Source organism: Streptomyces sp. NPDC047315 (assembly GCF_040643215.1).
Lineage (GTDB): Bacteria > Actinomycetota > Actinomycetes > Streptomycetales > Streptomycetaceae > Streptomyces.
In genome coordinates, this window is record NZ_JBEYTZ010000034.1 from 68,487 (window position 1) to 86,869 (window position 18,383).

Consider the following 18,383-nt stretch of genomic DNA (forward strand, 5'->3'; position numbering starts at 1 on the left):
ACACCGTCGGCGCGGCGGTCGTCGACGATCCGGCGAGGGGGCCGATGGTGCGGGCGGTGGACCTCCACCGTTCGTACGGCTCGGGGACGGGCGCGGTGCACGCCCTGCGCGGCGTCTCCTTCGAGATCCCGCGCGGCCAGTTGGTCGCGCTCAAGGGCCGGTCGGGGTCGGGCAAGACGACCCTGCTCAACCTGGTCGGCGGCCTGGACGCGCCCGACGGCGGCCGGATCGACGTCGACGGCACCGAGCTCGGCGGGCTCGACGAGGACGGGCTGCTGGAGCTGCGCCGCGACCGCATCGGCTTCATCTTCCAGTCCTTCGGGCTGATCCCCATCCTCACGGCGGCGGAGAACGTGGGCGTTCCGCTGCGGCTGCGCAGGGCCCCGGCCCGGGAGCGCGAGGAGCGCGTGGCGCTGCTGCTGGAGCTGGTCGGGCTCGCCGACCACGCCGCCCAGCGGCCGACCGAGCTCTCCGGCGGCCAGCAGCAGCGGGTGGCCATCGCCCGCGCGCTCGCCAACCGGCCTGCCCTCCTGATCGCCGACGAGCCGACGGGGCAGCTCGACGCGGAGACCGGCCTCTCGGTGATGGAGCTGCTGCGGGCGATCGTGCGCGCGGAGGGCGTCACCGCGTTCGTGGCCACCCACGACGCCCAGCTGCTCGATCTCGCCGACCGGGTCCTGGAGCTCAGCGACGGGGAGATCGTCGAGCGCTGACGTGCTCGGTCGAGCAGGGCGGTGAGCTGCGGGCACCGCCCATCAGAATTGTGTCAATACCACCGGTCCCACCTGGCCACCGCCCGATTTGCCCGGTTCCCCCGCCGTAAGGTCTTCGCATCGTGAGGACGACTTCCTGAATGACAATGGGGCCATGGGACGCGGCAAGCTAAGGATCTACATCGGCGCTGCACCGGGCGTGGGCAAGACGTACGCCATGCTGTCCGAGGCGCACCGTCGGGTGGAGCGCGGCACGGACTGCGTCGTGGCCTTCGTGGAGCACCACGACCGCCCCCGCACCGAGGTCATGCTGCACGGCCTGGAGCAGATCCAGCGCAGGGAGCTGGAGTACCGGGGCGGCTCCTTCACGGAGATGGACGTGGACGCCGTCCTGGCCCGCCAGCCCGCGGTGGCCCTGGTGGACGAACTCGCCCACACCAACGTGCCCGGCTCCCGCAACGCCAAGCGCTGGCAGGACGTCGAGGAGCTGCTGGCCGCCGGCATCGACGTGATATCGACGGTGAACATCCAGCACTTCGAGTCGCTGGGCGACGTCGTGGAGTCGATCACCGGCGTGCGGCAGCGGGAGACCGTGCCCGACGAGGTGGTGCGCCGGGCCGAGCAGCTGGAGCTGGTCGACATGGCCCCGCAGGCGCTGCGCCGCCGGATGGCCCACGGCAACATCTACAAGTCCGACAAGGTCGACGCGGCCCTGTCGAACTACTTCCGGCCGGGGAACCTCACCGCGCTGCGCGAGTTGGCGCTGCTGTGGGTGGCGGACCGGGTCGACGAGTACCTGCAGCAGTACCGGGGCGAGCACAACATCCGCTCGACCTGGCAGGCGCGCGAGCGGATCGTCGTCGGGCTGACGGGCGGGCCGGAGGGCCGCACCCTGATCCGGCGGGCGGCGCGGATGGCCGCCAAGGGGTCCGGCAGCGAGATCCTCGCCGTCTACATCGCCCGCAGCGACGGGCTGACGTCGGCGTCGCCGAAGGAGCTGGCCGTCCAGCGCACCCTCGTCGAGGACCTCGGCGGGACGTTCCACCACGTGATCGGGGACGACATCCCCTCTTCGCTGCTGGAGTTCGCGCGCGGAGTGAACGCCACCCAGATCGTGCTGGGCTCCAGCCGCCGCAAGACCTGGCAGTACGTCTTCGGGCCGGGCGTGGGCGCGACCGTGGCCCGCGAGTCCGGGCCCGACCTGGACGTGCACATCGTCACCCACGACGAGGCGGGCAAGGGCCGGGGGCTGCCGGTGGCCCGCGGTGCGCGCCTGGGCCGTTCGCGGATCATCGCCGGCTGGCTGGTCGGGGTGGCCGCGCCCATCCTGCTGTCCCTGTTGCTGTACGCGCTGGACGATTCCCTGGGGCTCGCCAACGACGTGTTGCTCTTCCTCTTCGCCACGGTGATGGCGGCGCTGCTCGGCGGGCTGCTCCCGGCACTCGCCTCCGCCGCCGTCGGCTCGATCCTGTTGAACTACTACTTCACCCCGCCGCTGCACACGCTCACGGTGTACGACCCGAAGAACATCGTCGCCATAGTGATCTTCTTCGCGGTGGCGGTGGCGGTGGCGTCCGTGGTGGACCTGGCGGCGCGCCGCACCCACCAGGCGGCCCGACTGCGGGCCGAGTCGGAGATCCTGTCCTTCCTCGCGGGGAGCGTGCTGCGCGGCGAGACGTCGCTGGACGCCCTGTTGCAGCGGGTGCGGGAGACCTTCGGCATGGAGTCGGTGGCGCTGTTGGAGCGCAAGAGCGACGTGGACCCGTGGACGACGGCGGGCAGCGTGGGGCCGCGCTCGGTGGTGCGACCGGAGGACGCCGACGTGGACATGCCCGTCGGGGACCACATGGCGCTGGCGCTGTCCGGTCGGGTGCTACCGGCCGAGGACCGCCGGGTGCTCGCCGCCTTCGCCGCGCAGGCGGCCGTGGTCCTGGACCGCCAGCGGCTGGTCGGGGAGGCGGAGGAGGCCCGCAGGCTCGCGGAGGGCAACCGGATCCGCACGGCGCTGCTGGCGGCCGTCAGCCACGACCTGCGGACCCCGCTGGCGGCGATCAAAGCCGCGGTCACCTCGCTCCGCTCGGACGACGTGGCCTGGTCGGACGAGGACGAGGCGGAGTTGCTGGCCGGCATCGAGGACGGTGCGGACAGGCTTGACCATCTCGTGGGCAACCTCCTCGACATGTCCCGGCTCCAGACGGGTACGGTCACCCCGTTGATGCGGGTGACCGATCTGGACGAGGTGGTGCCGATGGCGCTGGTCTCCGTCCCCGACGACAGCGTCGAGTTGGACATCCCCGAGACGCTCCCCATGGTCACGGTCGACCGCGGGCTGCTGGAGCGGGCGGTGGCGAACATCGTGGAGAACGCGGTCAAGTACAGCCCCGACGCCACCCCGGTGACGGTGGCCGCGAGCGCGCTGGGCGACCGGGTCGAACTCCGCGTCGCCGACCGCGGCCCCGGCGTCCCGGACGACGAGAAGGAGCGCATCTTCGAACCGTTCCAGCGGTACGGGGACGCTCCGCGCGGCGCCGGCGTGGGCCTGGGGCTCGCGGTGGCCCGCGGCTTCGTGGAGGCCATGGGCGGCACGCTGAGCGCCGAGGACACCCCCGGCGGCGGCATGACCATGGTCCTCACCCTGAAGGGGGCGCCGGGCGTCGAGCCGGTCGCCCCCGACCTTCCCGCGCAGGTCACCTCGTGACCCGCCGCGCGCGAAGACGGGGCGGGGACGGCCGCGGGGACCCGGGGATGACCGAAGTGCTGAGACGACCGAAGTTCAGAAAGGCAGGCCCGGCATGACCAGGGTGCTGGTGGTCGACGACGAGCCGCAGATCGTACGCGCCCTCGTGATCAACCTGAAGGCGCGCAAGTACGAGGTGGACGCGGCTCCCGACGGGGCGACCGCGCTCCAGATGGCCGCCGCCCGCCATCCCGACGTCGTCGTGCTCGACCTCGGCCTGCCGGACATGGACGGCGTGGAGGTGATCAAGGGGCTGCGCGGTTGGACGCGCGTGCCGATCCTGGTCCTGTCCGCCCGGCACACCTCCGACGAGAAGGTGGAGGCCCTGGACGCCGGCGCGGACGACTACGTCACCAAGCCGTTCGGCATGGACGAGTTGCTGGCGCGGCTGCGGGCCGCGGTGCGCAGGGCGGAGCCGGTCGGCGGCGGTGACGACGACGTGGTGGTCGTGGAGGCGGAGGGCTTCACCGTCGACCTGGCCGCCAAGAAGGTGCACCGCGACGGCCGTGACGTACGTCTGACGCCCACCGAGTGGCACCTGCTGGAGGTGCTGGTGCGCAACACCGGCCGGCTGGTCAGCCAGAAGCAGTTGCTGCAGGAGGTGTGGGGTCCTTCGTACGGCACGGAGACGAACTACCTGCGGGTCTACATGGCGCAGTTGCGGCGCAAGCTGGAGGCGAACCCCTCGCACCCCAAACACTTCGTCACCGAGCCGGGCATGGGCTACCGGTTCGAGCGGTAGTCGACCGACGACGCTCGGTGTGCGCCGGGGAGCGTCTTCACCCGGCGTCGTGCGCCCTCGTGGCGACGGCGGGGCGGACCGTGCGGGCCGCGGTCCGCCGTCGGTGGCGGCCGGTACGCTTGCTGCATGAGTGCACCCCAATCCGGGACCGGGAGCGGTTCGGAGCCGGCTGACCGCGCGGACAAGCCCGCCGGCCGGCTCCGTCGCATGTTCGACCGGCTGTCCTCCTCCCGGCAGGACCAGGAGTCCGCCGAGTTGCGCGAGGACGCACAGCTGTCCGGGTGCACGCGCATCGCCGACTGCGGCGATCGCCAGATCGTCCGAGTGACTGGTACGTTGCGGACGGTCACCCTGCGCCCGAGGGCCGGGGTGCCCGCGTTGGAGGCGGAGTTGTTCGACGGCACGGAGCCGCTGGACGTCGTCTGGCTCGGCCGACGGTCGATCGCCGGCATCGAGCCCGGCCGCAGGCTCATAGCCTCCGGTCGCATTTCCATGAGCCACGGCCGCCGTGTGCTGTTCAACCCCAAATACGAACTCCGACCGCTCGGACAGGAGTAGCCGGTGACGTCCTTCGACAAGCCGACCACCACCCCAACCACGCCGCAGGACCAGCAGCCCGAGAGCCAGGCCGCAGCGGTCGACAGCGCCGATGTGCGGGCGGTGACGGAAGCCGCGCTCTTCGAGGCGTTCGGCGGCATCCGCGGCATGGTGGAGACGGTCCTGCCGGGCCTGCTCTTCGTCACGATCTACACGATCAACAAGGACCTGCACGCGTCCGCCATCGCCGCGCTCGCGCTCGCGCTGGTGCTCGTCGCCGCCCGGCTGGTACTCAAGGGCACGGTGAAGCACGCGTTCAGCGGTGTCTTCGGAGTCGCCTTCGGCGTCGTCTTCGCGATGATGACGGGCAATGCCAAGGACTTCTACCTGCCCGGCATGCTCTACACCCTCGGCCTGGCCGTCGCGTACATCGCCACCACGCTCGCCGGGGTGCCGCTGATCGGGCTCATGCTGGGTCCGGTCTTCAAGGAGAACCTCTCCTGGCGCACCCGCAACCCCGGCCGGAAGAAGGCGTACGCGAAGGCCAGTTGGGCCTGGGGACTGATCCTGCTCGCCAAGTGCGCGATCCTCTTCCCGCTGTACTGGTGGGCCGACACCACCGAACTCGGCTGGGTGCTGGTGGCGCTGAAGATCCCACCGTTCCTGCTGGCGGTCTATCTGACCTGGATCTTCCTGGCGAAGGCCCCGCCGCCGATCGACGTGTTCGCGGAGATGGAGGCCGAGGAGCAGGCCGAGAAGGAGCGCAAGGCCCGGGCGGCGGAGAGCCAGTAGCGCCCCGGGCGGTACGGGTGCCGGCTCCGCCGGCCCGTACCGGGTACGCATTGCGGAGACCGCGCACCGGATCTCGGTCACGATCTCATCAAGTCCCCCGCTGACCTGTTCATTCTCCCTCGTCCCGTCTGACAGCATCCGTGACCGAAAGCGTTTTCGGGGGATGCACACAGGGGTACGAGGGGGAGACCGGTGACGGGCTTTGTGTTCCACCGGGCGCGGGGGCACCGACTGCTGCTGGCCGCTGCCCTGCTCACGGTCCTGTTGACCACGACCGTGCTGACCGCGCTCGTCGCCTTCGCGGGGGCCGTGGAGGACGCCGGGCTACGGCACTCGCTGCGCACCAGGAACGCCACCGACGCCGCGCTGGTGGTCACCGCGGACAACCCGACCGGAGACCGCGCCGCCATGGAGCGGAGCGTACGCAGCGGCGCCGAGCAGGCGTTCGACGGGCTGCCGGTCGCGCTGGAGCGGTTCGAGCGCTCGGCGCCGTACGCCCTGCCGCGCGAGTTGCAGCAGCCCGCGGCCCGCTCGGGCGAGCCCGACCTCACGATGCTGGCCGCGGTGGAACGCTCCCGGGTGCAACTGGTCGCGGGCGGCTGGCCCTCCCCGAGCGGTGCGAAGGGCGGTACGACAGGCGGCGCGAAGGGCAGTGCCAAAGGCGGCGTGATCGAGGTCGCGCTGCCCGAGACCGCCGCCAAACGGCTGGCGCTCAAGCCGGGCCCGCGGGTGCTCACCCTCGCCAGCCGGCTCAGCGGACCGCCGATCCAGGTGCGGATCACCGGGACCTATCGACCGCTGGACCGCGGCGCCCCGTACTGGCGGCTGGACGAACTCGGCGGGCGCGGGGTGCGCACCGAGGTGTTCACCACGTACGGCCCGCTGCTCGCCGACCCCGCGACCCTCGCGTCCGGCCGGGTCGCGGCGGGCGCACGGTCCTGGCTGGCCACCGCCGACTTCGGGACGCTGCGCACCGACGGGATCGACGCCCTGCGCTCGGCCGCGGAGCAGAGCCAGGAACGGGTGGGCGCGGAGCCGGGGCTGGCGACCGGGGTGGTGGCCAAGACCTCGCTGCCGCAGGCGCTCGGGCAGTTGGAGCGGGCCCTGCTGGTGTCCCGCGCCACCGTGTGGATCGTCTCCCTGCAGTTGGTCCTGCTCGCCGGCTATGCGCTGCTGCTGGTGGCGCGGTTGTTGCACACCGACCGGGAGGCGGAGAGCCGGATCCTGACGGCCCGCGGCGCGTCCCGCGGCAGGCTGGTCCGGCTCTCGGTGCTGGAGGCGTTGGCGCTGGCGCTGCCGGCGGCCGTGTGCGCGCCCCTGCTCGCCGGCCCGCTCACCGCCTTCGTGGCGGACCGGGGTGCGACCGGGCGGATCGGGCTACGGCTCGACACGGCGCCGACCGTCGGCACCTGGCTGACCGGTCTGGTGGCGGCGCTGGCGTGTGCGGCGGCCGTGGTGGCGCCGGTCGTTGCGGGCGGGGTGCGCCGGCCGCGCGGGCGGGCCCGGGCGCTGTTGGGCCCGCTGCGGGCGGGCGCGGACCTCGCGCTGCTCGCGGTCGCGGGGGTGGCGTACTGGCAGTTGGAGCGGCGCACTTCGGGCAGCGGGGCGCTCAGCGGCGACCGGGCGGGGCAGTTGGGCGTGGACCCGCTGTTGGTGGTGGCGCCCGCGCTGGCGCTGCTGGCCGGCACGGTCCTCACGCTGCGGCTGCTGCCGCTCGCGGCCAAGCTGGCGGAGCGCCGCGCGGCCCGCGGCCGGGGGCTGACCGCGCCGCTGGTGGGCTGGCAGCTCGCCCGTCGGCCGATGCGGGGCGCGGGGCCGGTGCTGCTGCTGGTGCTCGCGGTGGCGATGGGGGTGTTGGCGATCGGGCAGGGCGCTTCGTGGGACCGCTCGCAGGAGGACCAGGCGGACTTCCGGGCGGGTGCGCCGGTGCGGGTGCTGGGCGGGGCGGCCGAGCCGTTCGGTCGGGGCGGGGTGTACGAGCAGGTGCCCGGTGTGACGGCCGCCGTGCCCGCCGCCCGCAAGACGTACGGCATCACCGGCGGGCGCCAGGCGACGGCGTTGGCGCTGGACACCCGGCTCGCCGCGCCCGGGCTGTTGGTGCGGGAGGACCTGGCGGACGGCGATCCGCGCCGGCTGGTCGGTTCGCTGGCGCCGCGCGAGGAGCCGCGGGCCGGGGTGGTGCTGCCCGACGGCACCGAGCGACTGGTCCTGGACGTCACCCTCAGCGCCGCCGACGACGGCCCCAACGGCACGGCCGGGCTCGCCGCGGCCAACGGCGACGACGGGGGCCTGTTCACGACGGCGACGGTGGAGGACCGCTTCGGCGTGCCGTACCGGATCCCGCTGGGAGACGTGCCGGTGGACGGCCGCCCGCACGCCGTGACCGTGGACTTCGCGAAGGCGGTGGAGGCCCCCGCGGGCCGGCCGGCGCATCCGTTGGCGCTGACGGCGCTGGAGGTCGACGAGCCCGGGGCACCGGATCGGATCGCGGCCAAGCGCCTGACCGTCGGGGCGATGCGGGCGGTGGTGGCGGATCCCGAGAAGGCGGACGGCGCGGGCGGCGAGGGCGGCGAGGAGCAGCCCGTCGCCGTGCCGAAGGGGCTGGCCTGGCAGGCGGTGGCCGTGCTCAACGCCGGTGCCCCGGCCACGGGCGAGGACCTGCCGGCGGTCACCTCCGTCGACTCCGCCCCCGGCCGCCCCATCGACGTGGCGTACCACACCGGAACGGCCGAGTACGAAGCCTGGAGCGCCCCCCGTACGGTCACCCTGCGGGTCGCCGCGAAGCGGGCGCCGGCCCCCGTGCCGACCGCCCTGGCGACCCGGCAGTTCCTCGACTCCAGTGCGGCGGAGGTCGGTTCGGTGGTGCAGGTGCCGATGCAGGGCGGTGACGTCAAGGTGCGGATCGCGGGCGTGCTGGCGGCGCTGCCCACCACGACGCCGGTGGCCGCGGCCGAGGCGACCGAGGGGGCAGAGGCCCCTCCCTCCACCGACGGCGGAGCGCTGCTGCTCGATCTGCGGGCGGTCAACCGGGTGCTCGCCGAGCGCCCCGGGGCGGCTCTGACGCCGGCGGAGTGGTGGTTGTTCACCGAGCCCGGGGCGACGGCCGAAGTCGCGGCGGCGCTGCGCGACCGCGCGGAGGTCGACCCCTCGCTGGTCGAGACGCGCGAGGAGGTCGTCACGGCCCTGGACGAGGACCCGGTGGGCGCGGGCCCGCGGTCGGCGCTGCCCGCGGTGGCGGTCGCCGCCGCGCTGCTCGCCGCGGTCGGCTTCGCGGTGGCGACGGCGGGTGCGCTGCGCGAACGCACCGTGGAGTTCGCGGTGCTACGGGGGCTCGGCGCGCCCCGCCGCCAGTTGACCCGGCTGCTCGCCGTCGAACAGTCCGTGTTGATCGGGGTGGGGCTGGTGATCGGGGTGGCGCTCGGGGCTGCGCTGACCCGGGCCGTCGTCCCGTTGATCGTGTTGACCGGACAGGCCGCCCGGCCCGTTCCGGACACCCTGGTGCAGTTGCCGCCGGGGCAGGTGGCGCTGGTGGTCGCCGGGGTCGCGGCGGTGCCGTTGGCGATCGTCGCGGCGCTGGCGCTGCGCCGTGACAAGTCGACCGGCGCGGCCCTTCGCGGGCGCGGGGGTGAGGGGGGTGCCTGAGGTGGGAAGAGAGCCCGAGGTCGGGGCGAGGTCACGGGTGCGGGCGATGGCTCCTTGGGTGCGGACGCGGCTGCGGGCCGCGCCCGGGGCGGCTGTTGCGCTGCTGCTGCTCGCGCTGGTCAGCTCGTTCCTCGCGGCGTCCTTCCCGCGCGCCGTCGACGCGTACGAGGGCTCCGGCCTGCGCCAGGCGCTGCGGGTCGCGCCGGCGGACCAGAACGGGCTCCAGGTCAGCGATGTGCTGGCGCAGCCGTTCGACCCCGAGGACCCGGCCGTGCACGCCCGGTTGGGCCCGAAGGAGATGGCGGAGCGGCAGCGCAGGATCCTCGCCGCGCTGCCCGAGCCGTTGCGCGTGGACCGCGGTCAGTCGTCGTACGGGGTGTTCACCAGCCGGCCGGTGGACGGCAGCGCTCCGGGTCTGACCCGACTGGACGGCGGGTCCCCGGTGTTCACTCTCTCCGCAGGGGCGGGGGTTGCCGAGCACTCCACGGTGCGCGCCGGCCGACTGCCGAAGGCGGCGGTGGCGACGCCGGACAGCACCGCGGTCGAGGCCGCGGTGACCGTGGCGACGGCGAAGGAGCTGAACATCGCGGTCGGCACGGTCGTCCGGGTGCCCCGCGGCGACCTGGCCCCGCTCGCCGTCACGGTCACCGGCGTGGTCGAACCGCGCCTTCCCGAGCAGCCGTACTGGTCGGTCCGGCCCCTGCTGCGCACGCCTGCGACGCTGTTCACCCCCGGGCCGCCGCCGGAGCCGTACTGGCACGGCGCCTTGTTGCTCGCGCCCGAGGCGGCGCCCGCGCTGTTGTCGGTGAGCCCCGACGTCGAGGCGTACTGGCGCTTCGCGCTCGATCCGGACGGGCTTTCGGTGACGGATCTGTCGGCGCTGAAGGCGGCGGTCGCCACGGTCGAGTCGGGTCCGGCGCTCAGCGAACTGCGCGAGGCGATCTCGCCGCAGTTGGAGGCCAGTACCGAGGTGGACGCCCTGCTGGCGCGGTACGAGGAGTTGCGGGCCGCCGTCGATCCGGTGGTCGCGGTCGCGGCGTTCGGGGTCGGCGGGGTGGTCGGGGTCGTCCTGTTGATGGCCGGCGGGCTGGCCGCGGCCCGGCGGCACGCCGAGTTGGCGCTGGTGCGTTCGCGCGGCGGGTCGGTGCCGGGCATGGTCGGGCGGCTGTTGGCGGAGGTGGCGGTGCCGGTGGTGCCGGCCGCGGTCGCCGGGTGCGCGCTCGCGGTGCTCCTGGTGCCCGAGGGACGGCTGGTGCCCGCTGTGGTGGGGGCGGCCGTCGTCACGCTGGTGGCCTGTGGGGCGCTGCCGCTGCGGGCCGCCCTGGTGCACCGCAGGCCCGGGGCGCACGGCGGTCGGGACGATCTCGTACGCGCCCGGCCCTCCCGCCGTCGCACGGTGGCGGAGCTGACCCTGTTGGCGCTGGCGGTGGCCGCCGTGGTGGCGCTGCGGCGGCGGGGCACCGCCGACGGCGCGGCGCAGGGCGTGGACTACCTGGTGAGCGCGGCGCCCCTGCTGCTGGGCACGGTCGCCGCGCTGTTGCTCGTACGGCTGCAACCGCTGCCGCTGCGGATCGCGGCCCGGCCGCTGGCACGGGCGCGGGGCGCGGTCGGCTTCCTGGCGTTGGCCCGGGCGGGGCGGGCGCCGGCGACTTCCACACTGCCGCTGGTGGCGCTGTTGCTGGCGCTGACGACGACGGCCTTCGGCGGCTCGGTGCTCGCCGGTGTGGACGGGGCGCGGGAGCGGGCGGCGGTGCGGTCGGTGGGCGCGGACGCCCGCGTCGAGGCAGCCACGGCGCTGCCGGCGGAACTCGCGGCGGCGGTGCGGAAGGTGCCGGGGGTGCGGGGAGTGGTGGCCGTGTACCGGGAGGCGGATCTCGATCTGCGGTACGCCGAAGGCGGTTCCGAGTCCGGAGCCGCTGGCGGGGTGACGCTGCTCGCCGTGGATCCGGACGCGTACGCCCGTCTCGCCCGCTCCACCGGGGTCGGCGCCTTCGACGCCGATGTGCTCCGGGCGAAGGAAGCCAGAGCCACGGCTGACACGGGAGAGACGGGAGAGGCAGAGCCGCTGCCGGCGATCGTCTCGCCGCGCGTCGCGGAGCGGTTGGGCGAGGACCCGATCGTGGTGGGGCAGCCCAGCGCCCCGCTCCAGATCGCGGTGGCGTCGGTGCGCGAGGAGACGCCGGCACTGCCCGTGGGTGACTTCGTCGTGGTCGACGCGGCCGGGGTGCCGGCCGCCGAGCAGCCGATGACGCTGCTGGTCACGGGTGGTTCGGTGGCGGGTGACGCGTTGCGCGCCACGGTCCGCGCCGCGGGCAGCGACGCCCGGGTGGCGCTGCGCTCCGAGGAGTACGCGGCCTTCGCCGACTCCCCGCTCCAGACCGGTGCGGAGCGCGTGTACGCGGTGGCGGCGGTGGCCGCTGCCGGGTACGCCGTACTGGCTCTGCTGCTGTCGCTGCTGCGGGCCGCTCCGGAGCGTACGGCGCTGCTGGCCCGGCTGCGGACCATGGGTTTGACCAGGCGTCAGAGCCGTCGGCTGCTGGTGCTGGAGAGTCTGCCGGGGACCCTGCTCGCCGGGGCGGGCGGTGTGCTGGTGGGCTGGGCGGTGGTCCTGGTCCTCTCCCCCGGCATCGACTTGACCCGGTTGGCGCACGCCTCGGGCGACGTGCTCGGCCCGGGCGGGCGGGTGGAGCTGGCCGCGGACCCGGCGAGCCTGCTGCTGCCGGGGCTGGGGGTGGTCCTGGTGGCCGCGGGCGTCGCGGCGGCGCAGGCGTGGGCGGTCACCCGGCGTACGACGACGACCGAACTCAGAGTGGGAGACACACGATGACACTGCCCGCGACGGGTGCGGCGGAGAACTCGGCGACGCTGAAGGAGTTGGAGGAGCGGGCGGCGGCCCGTCGGGACCGCCCGCGGTTCGGCCATGACGCGCTGATCACCTGCGACCGGCTGGTCCGCATCTTCTCCACGGACGGTGTGGAGGTGCAGGCGCTCCAGGGGCTCGACCTGCTGGTGCGCGAGGGCGAGTTGATGGCGTTGGTCGGCGCGTCCGGCAGCGGCAAGTCGACCCTGATGAACATCCTCGCGGGGCTGGACGAGCCCACGGCCGGCGCGGCGACGGTGGCCGGGCGCGACCTGCTGGCGATGGGCGCCCGCGAACGGCTGCGCTACCGGCGCGAGGCGGTCGGCTTCGTGTGGCAGCAGACGGCGCGCAATCTGCTGCCGTATCTGACGGCGGCGCAGAACGTGGCGCTGCCGATGCAGCTGCGGGGCCGGGGCGCGGGCCGTCGGTTCTCCCGGTCCGCGAAGGCGGCGAAGGGCGAACGGATCGACGAGCTCCTGACGTTGCTGGAGGTCGCGGAGTGCCGCGACCGGCGCCCCCACCAGATGTCCGGCGGGCAGCAGCAGCGGGTCGCCATCGCGGTGGCCCTCGCGAACGAGCCGTCGGTGCTGCTCGCCGACGAGCCGACGGGCGAGTTGGACTCGCACACGGCCGAGCAGGTCTTCGCGGCCCTTCGCCGGGCGAACGAGGAACTGGGCACCACGGTCGTGATCGTCACGCACGACCAGGCGGTCGCCTCCGAGGTGCGGCGCACCGTCGCCATCCGGGACGGCCGCACGTCCACGGAGATCCTGCGCCGCACCGAGGTGGACAGCGCGACGGGCCAGGAGTCGGTGGTGGCGCGGGAGTACGCGATGCTCGACCGCGCCGGTCGCCTCCAGCTCCCCAAGGAGTACACGCAGGCGCTGGCCATGCAGGACCGGGTGATGTTGGAGCTGGAGCCCGACCACATCGGCATCTGGCCGGACGACGAGGAACGGCGCGCGGAGCGGGACTGACGCAAGGACGGGCGGGCCCCCTCCGGGGAGGGGTCCCGCCCGTACGGCAGCGGCTTCGGGCTCCGAGCTCCGGGCTTCGTCGGGCCTCAGACCTCAAGCCCCAGACCTCAGGCCCCAGACCTCAGGCCCCAGACCTCAGGCCGAGTTGCGTACCGAGAGCAGGTCTTCCAGCTGCTCCTCGCGCTCCTGCGCCGCGACGAACAGCAGCTCGTCGCCGGCCTCCAGGGTCTCCTCCTGGCTCGGGGTGAGCACCCGCGACCCGCGGATGATCGTGACCAGCGAGGTGTCCTGCGGCCAGGCCACGTCCCCGACCTGGGTGCCCGCGAGGGCCGACTCCGGCGGCAGGGTGAGCTCGACCAGGTTCGCGTCGCCGTGGCTGAAGCGCAGCAGCCGCACCAGGTCGCCGACGCTCACCGCCTCCTCCACCAGCGCCGACATCAGCCGCGGGGTGGAGACGGCGACGTCCACCCCCCACGACTCGTTGAACAGCCACTCGTTCTTGGGGTTGTTCACCCGGGCGACGACGCGCGGCACGCCGTACTCCGTCTTCGCCAGCAGCGAGACGACGAGGTTGACCTTGTCGTCGCCGGTCGCCGCGATGACGACGTTGCAGCGCTGGAGCGCGGCCTCGTCGAGCGAGGTGATCTCGCAGGCGTCCGCCAGCAGCCACTCGGCCTGCGGCACCCGCTCCACCGAGATCGCGGTGGGCGCCTTGTCCACGAGGAGGACCTCGTGCCCGTTCTCCAACAGTTCGCCGGCGATGGAACGGCCCACCGCGCCGGCGCCTGCGATAGCGACCCGCATCAGTGCCCGCCCTCCTCGGGGCCTTCGGCGAAGGCCGCCTCGACCTTCTCGATCTCGTCGGTGCGCATCATCACGTGGACGAGGTCGCCTTCTTGCAGCACGGTCTGCGAACTCGGCAGCACGGCCTCTCCCAGCCGGGTGAGGAAGGCCACCCGCACGCCCGTCTCGTCCTGCAGCCTGCTGATCCTGTGCCCGATCCACGCCGGCGAGGTGTGCACCTCGGCGAGTTGCACCCCGCCGCTGGGGTCGCGCCACAGCGGCTCGGCGCCGGAGGGCAGCAGCCGACGCAGCATCTGGTCGGCCGTCCAGCGGACGGTCGCCACGGTCGGGATGCCCAGGCGCTGGTACACCTCGGCGCGCCGGGGGTCGTAGATGCGGGCCGCGACGTTCTCGATGGCGAACATCTCGCGGGCGACCCGGGCCGCGATGATGTTGGAGTTGTCGCCGCTGCTGACCGCGGCGAACGCCCCGGCCTCCTCGATCCCCGCCTCACGCAGGGTGTCCTGGTCGAACCCGACGCCGGTGACCCGGCGTCCGCCGAAACCGGAGCCCAGGCGGCGGAAGGCCGTCGGGTCGCGGTCGATGACCGCGACCGTGTGCCCCTGCTGCTCCAGGGTCTGCGCGAGAGCGGCTCCCACTCGCCCGCAACCCATGATGACGATGTGCACGACCGTCCTTCCGGCTGTCCATATTCTTTACTCGTTTTTTGGACTTTATGTGCTTTGCAGCACAATCCCCCGGAGTGCCCTCCGAGTTTTTACCGAGACTTAAAGGTCCCGGGGATTAAAGGGTCTCAGACCGCGGCCAAAGCTACACATGCACGGTGGACGCCGGGACCCCGGGACCCGATGTCCCCGCCGGAGTTGGAGATTCCGCCGCCGGTCCGGGCGGCGGGTGGGCCGGGGTCATATCGAACGCTTACGATCCTCTGCGTGTCCAAACTGACCGACCTGCCCAAACGCATCCTGATCGGCAGGGCCCTGCGCAGCGACCGGCTTGGGGAAACCCTCCTCCCCAAGCGCATCGCGCTGCCCGTCTTCGCCTCCGACCCGCTGTCCTCGGTCGCGTACGCGCCCGGCGAGGTCCTGCTGGTGCTCTCGGTGGCGGGGGTGTCGGCCTACACCTTCAGCCCGTGGATCGCGCTCGCGGTCGTGGTGCTCATGTTCACGGTGGTCGCCTCGTACCGGCAGAACGTGCACGCGTACCCGAGCGGCGGCGGGGACTACGAGGTCGCCAACGTCAACCTCGGCCCCAAGGCAGGTCTGACGGTCGCCAGCGCCCTGCTGGTCGACTACGTCCTCACCGTCGCGGTCTCCATCTCCTCCGGAGTGGAGAACCTCGGCTCGGCGATCCCCTTCGTGGTCGAGAACAAGGTCCTGTGCGCGATCGCGATCATCGTGCTGTTGACGCTGATGAATCTGCGCGGCGTACGGGAATCGGGCAAGCTCTTCGCGATCCCGACGTACGTCTTCGTCACCGGCGTGTTCCTCATGATCGCCTGGGGCGCGTACCGCGGCGTCGTCCTCGACGACACCTTGAAGGCACCCACCGCCGACCTGGAGATCAAGGCGGAGGAAGCGGGCCTCGCGGGATTCGCCCTGGTCTTTCTGCTGCTGCGGGCCTTCTCCTCCGGTTGTGCCGCACTGACCGGTGTGGAGGCGATCAGCAATGGCGTTCCCGCATTCCGCAAGCCGAAGTCGAAGAACGCCGCGACCACCCTGGCCCTGATGGGCGTGCTCGCCGTGACGATGTTCTGCGGAATCATCGGGCTGGCCATGGCGTCCGACGTGCGGATGTCCGAGAACCCTGCGCACGACCTGCTGAAGGACGGCGTCCCGGTCGGCGATGACTACGTCCAGAACCCGGTGATCTCCCAGGTCGCCGCCGCGGTCTTCGGGGACGGCACGTTCTTCTTCGTCCTGCTCGCCGCGGCCACCGCGCTGGTGCTGTTCCTGGCCGCGAACACCGCGTACAACGGTTTCCCGCTGCTCGGCTCGATACTGGCCCAGGACCGCTATCTGCCGCGCCAGCTCCACACCCGCGGCGACCGACTGGCCTTCTCCAACGGCATCGTGCTGCTCGCCGGCGCCGCCGCGCTGCTGGTGTGGGTGTACGGGGCGGACTCGACCAAGCTGATCCAGCTCTACATCGTCGGCGTCTTCGTCTCCTTCACGCTCAGCCAGACCGGCATGGTCCGCCACTGGAACCGCCATCTGCGCACCGAGCGGAACCCGGCGAAGCGCCGCCACATGATCCGCTCCCGGGCCATCAACGCCTTCGGCGCGTTCTTCACCGGCCTGGTGCTGGTGGTGGTGCTGGCCACCAAGTTCACCCACGGGGCGTGGGTGGCCCTGCTGGGCATGGTGTTCTTCTACGGCCTCATGAGCGCGATCCGCCGCCACTACGACCGGGTGTCGCGGGAGCTGGCCGCAACCGACGAGCCCAGCGACGACAGCGTGCGGCCGTCCCGGGTGCACGCGATCGTGCTGGTCTCCAAGGTCCACCGCCCCACGCTGCGCGCCCTGGCGTACGCCAAGCTGATGCGGGTCGACAAGCTGGAGGCGGTCAGCATCAGCGTGGATCCGACGGAGACGGCGGTGCTGCGCAAGGAGTGGGAGCGCCGCGGCATCAACATCCCGTTGAAGATCCTCGACTCGCCGTACCGGGAGATCACCCGCCCGGTGGTCGAGTACGTGAAGGGGCTGCGCCGGGAGAGCCCGCGCGACGTGGTGAGCGTGGTGATCCCCGAGTACGTGGTGGGCCACTGGTACGAGCACCTGCTGCACAACCAGAGCGCACTGCGGCTCAAGGGGCGGCTGCTGTTCACCCCCGGGGTGATGGTGACCTCGGTGCCGTACCAGCTGGAGTCCTCCGAAGTGGCGCGGGAGCGCGCCCGCAGGCGCCAGAACTGGAGCGCGCCGGGCGCGGTGCGGCGGGGTCCGGTGGACGAGCGGACGCAGGAGCCGAGCGGCCGGGAGTGAGGGGCCCGCGTCCCGCGTAGACTGGTGGGCTGCGTCTCTTCCTCCCTCACCATCCTCTCGTCACCCTCTCGCCACTCTGGAGCCACTGGTCATGCCGCACGCGTCCGACGCCTCTCCCGTCTCGCTGATCGGCGAGGAGTACGAGGTCGAGGTGGGACCCGTCGCCCACGGCGGCCACTGCATCGCCCGCACCGACGAAGGCCGGGTGCTCTTCGTCCGCCACACCCTCCCCGGCGAGAAGGTGATCGCCAAGGTCACCGAGGGTGACGAGGACTCCCGCTATCTGCGGGCGGACGCCGTACGCATCGTGGAGGCGGCCAAGGACCGGATCGAGGCGCCCTGCCCCTTCTCCGGCCCCGGCAAGTGCGGCGGCTGCGACTGGCAGCACGTCAAGCCGGGCGCCCAGCGCCGCCTCAAGGGCGAGGTCATCGCGGAGCAGCTGCACCGGCTGGCGGGGCTGAGCCCCGAGGAGGCGGGCTGGGACGGCACCGTCGTACCGGCGCCCGGCGACAAACTGCCGGCGGGCGAGGTGCCGGCTTGGCGCACGCGTGTACAGTACGCCGTCGACGCCGAAGGCCACGCGGGGCTGCGCCGCCACCGCTCGCACGACGTGGAGCGGGTGGACCACTGCATGATCGCCGCGCCGGGCGTCAGCGAACTCGGCGTCGAGAAGCGCGAGTGGCCGCAGCTCGCGACGGTCGAGGCGATCGCGGCGACCGGCTCGCACGACCGTCAGGTGGTCCTCACCCCGCGCCCCGGCGGCCGGCTCCCCCTCGTGGAGCTGGACAAGCCGGTCTCGGTGCTGCGCGTGGACGAGCGCGACGGCTCGGTCCACCGCGTCCACGGCCGCGCCTTCGTCCGCGAACGTGCGGACGGCCGCACCTACCGCGTCGGCGGCGGCGGCTTCTGGCAGGTCCACCCGCAGGCCGCGGACACCCTGGTGAAGGCCGTGATGCAGGGCCTGATGCCGCGCAAGGGCGAGACGGCGCTGGACCTGTACTGCGGCGTCGGCCTCTTCGCCGGCGCGATCGCCGAACGCGTGGGCGAGCGGGGCGCGGTGCTCGGCATCGAGTCTTCCAAGCGCGCGGCGGAGGACGCCCGCCACAACCTCCAGGACCTGGAGCGCGTCCGCATCGAACACGGCAAGGTGGACCAGGTCCTCGCCCGCGCCCGCATCACGGAGACGGACCTGATCGTCCTCGACCCCCCGCGCGCCGGCGCGGGCAAGCAGACGGTACGCCACCTCGCGTCCCTCTCCCCCCGCCGCATCGCCTACGTGGCCTGCGACCCGGCGGCGCTGGCCCGCGACCTGAAGTACTTCCAGGAGTCGGGTTACCGCACGCGCACGCTGCGGGCGTTCGACCTGTTCCCGATGACGCACCACGTGGAGTGCGTGGCGATCCTGGAGCCGGCGGAGAAGCGCTCCTGAGCTGCGGTCTTATCGATGCGCATTATGTGCGTTGTGGGCGTTACGGGCGATATCTTGACGCTGATTTTTGACGCTCGTTGATCATGGTCTGCCGCCGCGCTGACCAGCGGATATCCGATACTGAACGTTGCTGATGACGCTCGGAGACACCTTCTCCGTGCACCTTCCA

The 18,383-nt window shown here is 72.9% G+C and carries 12 protein-coding genes; 10 read left to right on the top strand and 2 right to left on the bottom strand.

All coding sequences use genetic code 11. The features are described 5' to 3' along the window. Positions 1–44: 44 nt before the first annotated feature. From ABZ842_RS31260 to ABZ842_RS31295, 8 genes are all read left to right on the top strand, one after another. Complete coding sequence (locus tag ABZ842_RS31260) at positions 45–713, top strand: ABC transporter ATP-binding protein (RefSeq protein WP_361544370.1); 669 nt, start codon at positions 45–47, stop codon at positions 711–713. 154 nt (positions 714–867) lie between these two features. Then, positions 868–3,411, top strand: coding sequence for a sensor histidine kinase KdpD (locus ABZ842_RS31265; RefSeq protein ID WP_361544307.1), 2,544 nt, complete (start codon positions 868–870; stop codon positions 3,409–3,411). A gap of 94 nt (positions 3,412–3,505) precedes the next feature. Then, the gene (locus ABZ842_RS31270) at positions 3,506–4,192 is read left to right on the top strand and encodes a response regulator (RefSeq protein WP_361544310.1); all 687 of its coding nucleotides are present in this window, start codon (positions 3,506–3,508) and stop codon (positions 4,190–4,192) included. Between the two features lie 126 nt (positions 4,193–4,318). Continuing rightward, on the top strand, positions 4,319–4,750 hold the full coding sequence (locus ABZ842_RS31275; protein WP_361544313.1) for an OB-fold nucleic acid binding domain-containing protein: 432 nt from the start codon (positions 4,319–4,321) through the stop codon (positions 4,748–4,750). A gap of 93 nt (positions 4,751–4,843) precedes the next feature. Further along, the gene (locus ABZ842_RS31280; protein WP_361544373.1) at positions 4,844–5,521 is read left to right on the top strand and encodes a DUF3159 domain-containing protein; all 678 of its coding nucleotides are present in this window, start codon (positions 4,844–4,846) and stop codon (positions 5,519–5,521) included. Positions 5,522–5,713: 192 nt separating this feature from the next. Continuing rightward, positions 5,714–9,163 (top strand): ABC transporter permease, encoded by a 3,450-nt coding sequence (locus ABZ842_RS31285; protein WP_361544316.1) that lies wholly within the window; start codon positions 5,714–5,716, stop codon positions 9,161–9,163. A 46-nt stretch (positions 9,164–9,209) separates the two neighbouring features. After that, entirely contained in the window at positions 9,210–11,990 is a 2,781-nt protein-coding gene (locus tag ABZ842_RS31290; protein WP_361544319.1) for an FtsX-like permease family protein, read from the top strand. Continuing rightward, positions 11,987–13,000: an ABC transporter ATP-binding protein gene (locus ABZ842_RS31295; protein ID WP_361544322.1), complete on the top strand. Its 1,014-nt coding sequence runs from the start codon at positions 11,987–11,989 to the stop codon at positions 12,998–13,000. The genes ABZ842_RS31290 and ABZ842_RS31295 overlap by 4 nt, the downstream gene beginning before the upstream one ends. A 135-nt stretch (positions 13,001–13,135) precedes the next feature. Here the strand turns inward: ABZ842_RS31295 and ABZ842_RS31300 are convergent, their stop codons facing one another. After that, complete coding sequence (locus tag ABZ842_RS31300) at positions 13,136–13,804, bottom strand: TrkA family potassium uptake protein (protein ID WP_361544325.1); 669 nt, start codon at positions 13,802–13,804, stop codon at positions 13,136–13,138. Then, positions 13,804–14,472: a TrkA family potassium uptake protein gene (locus ABZ842_RS31305; protein ID WP_361544328.1), complete on the bottom strand. Its 669-nt coding sequence runs from the start codon at positions 14,470–14,472 to the stop codon at positions 13,804–13,806. The genes ABZ842_RS31300 and ABZ842_RS31305 overlap by 1 nt, the downstream gene beginning before the upstream one ends. A gap of 264 nt (positions 14,473–14,736) precedes the next feature. Here ABZ842_RS31305 and ABZ842_RS31310 point away from each other — a divergent pair, with 264 nt between their 5' ends. After that, on the top strand, positions 14,737–16,785 hold the full coding sequence (locus tag ABZ842_RS31310; RefSeq protein WP_361544331.1) for an APC family permease: 2,049 nt from the start codon (positions 14,737–14,739) through the stop codon (positions 16,783–16,785). A 91-nt stretch (positions 16,786–16,876) separates the two neighbouring features. Continuing rightward, on the top strand, positions 16,877–18,214 hold the full coding sequence (locus tag ABZ842_RS31315; RefSeq protein WP_361544334.1) for a TRAM domain-containing protein: 1,338 nt from the start codon (positions 16,877–16,879) through the stop codon (positions 18,212–18,214). The last annotated feature ends 169 nt before the right edge of the window (positions 18,215–18,383 follow it).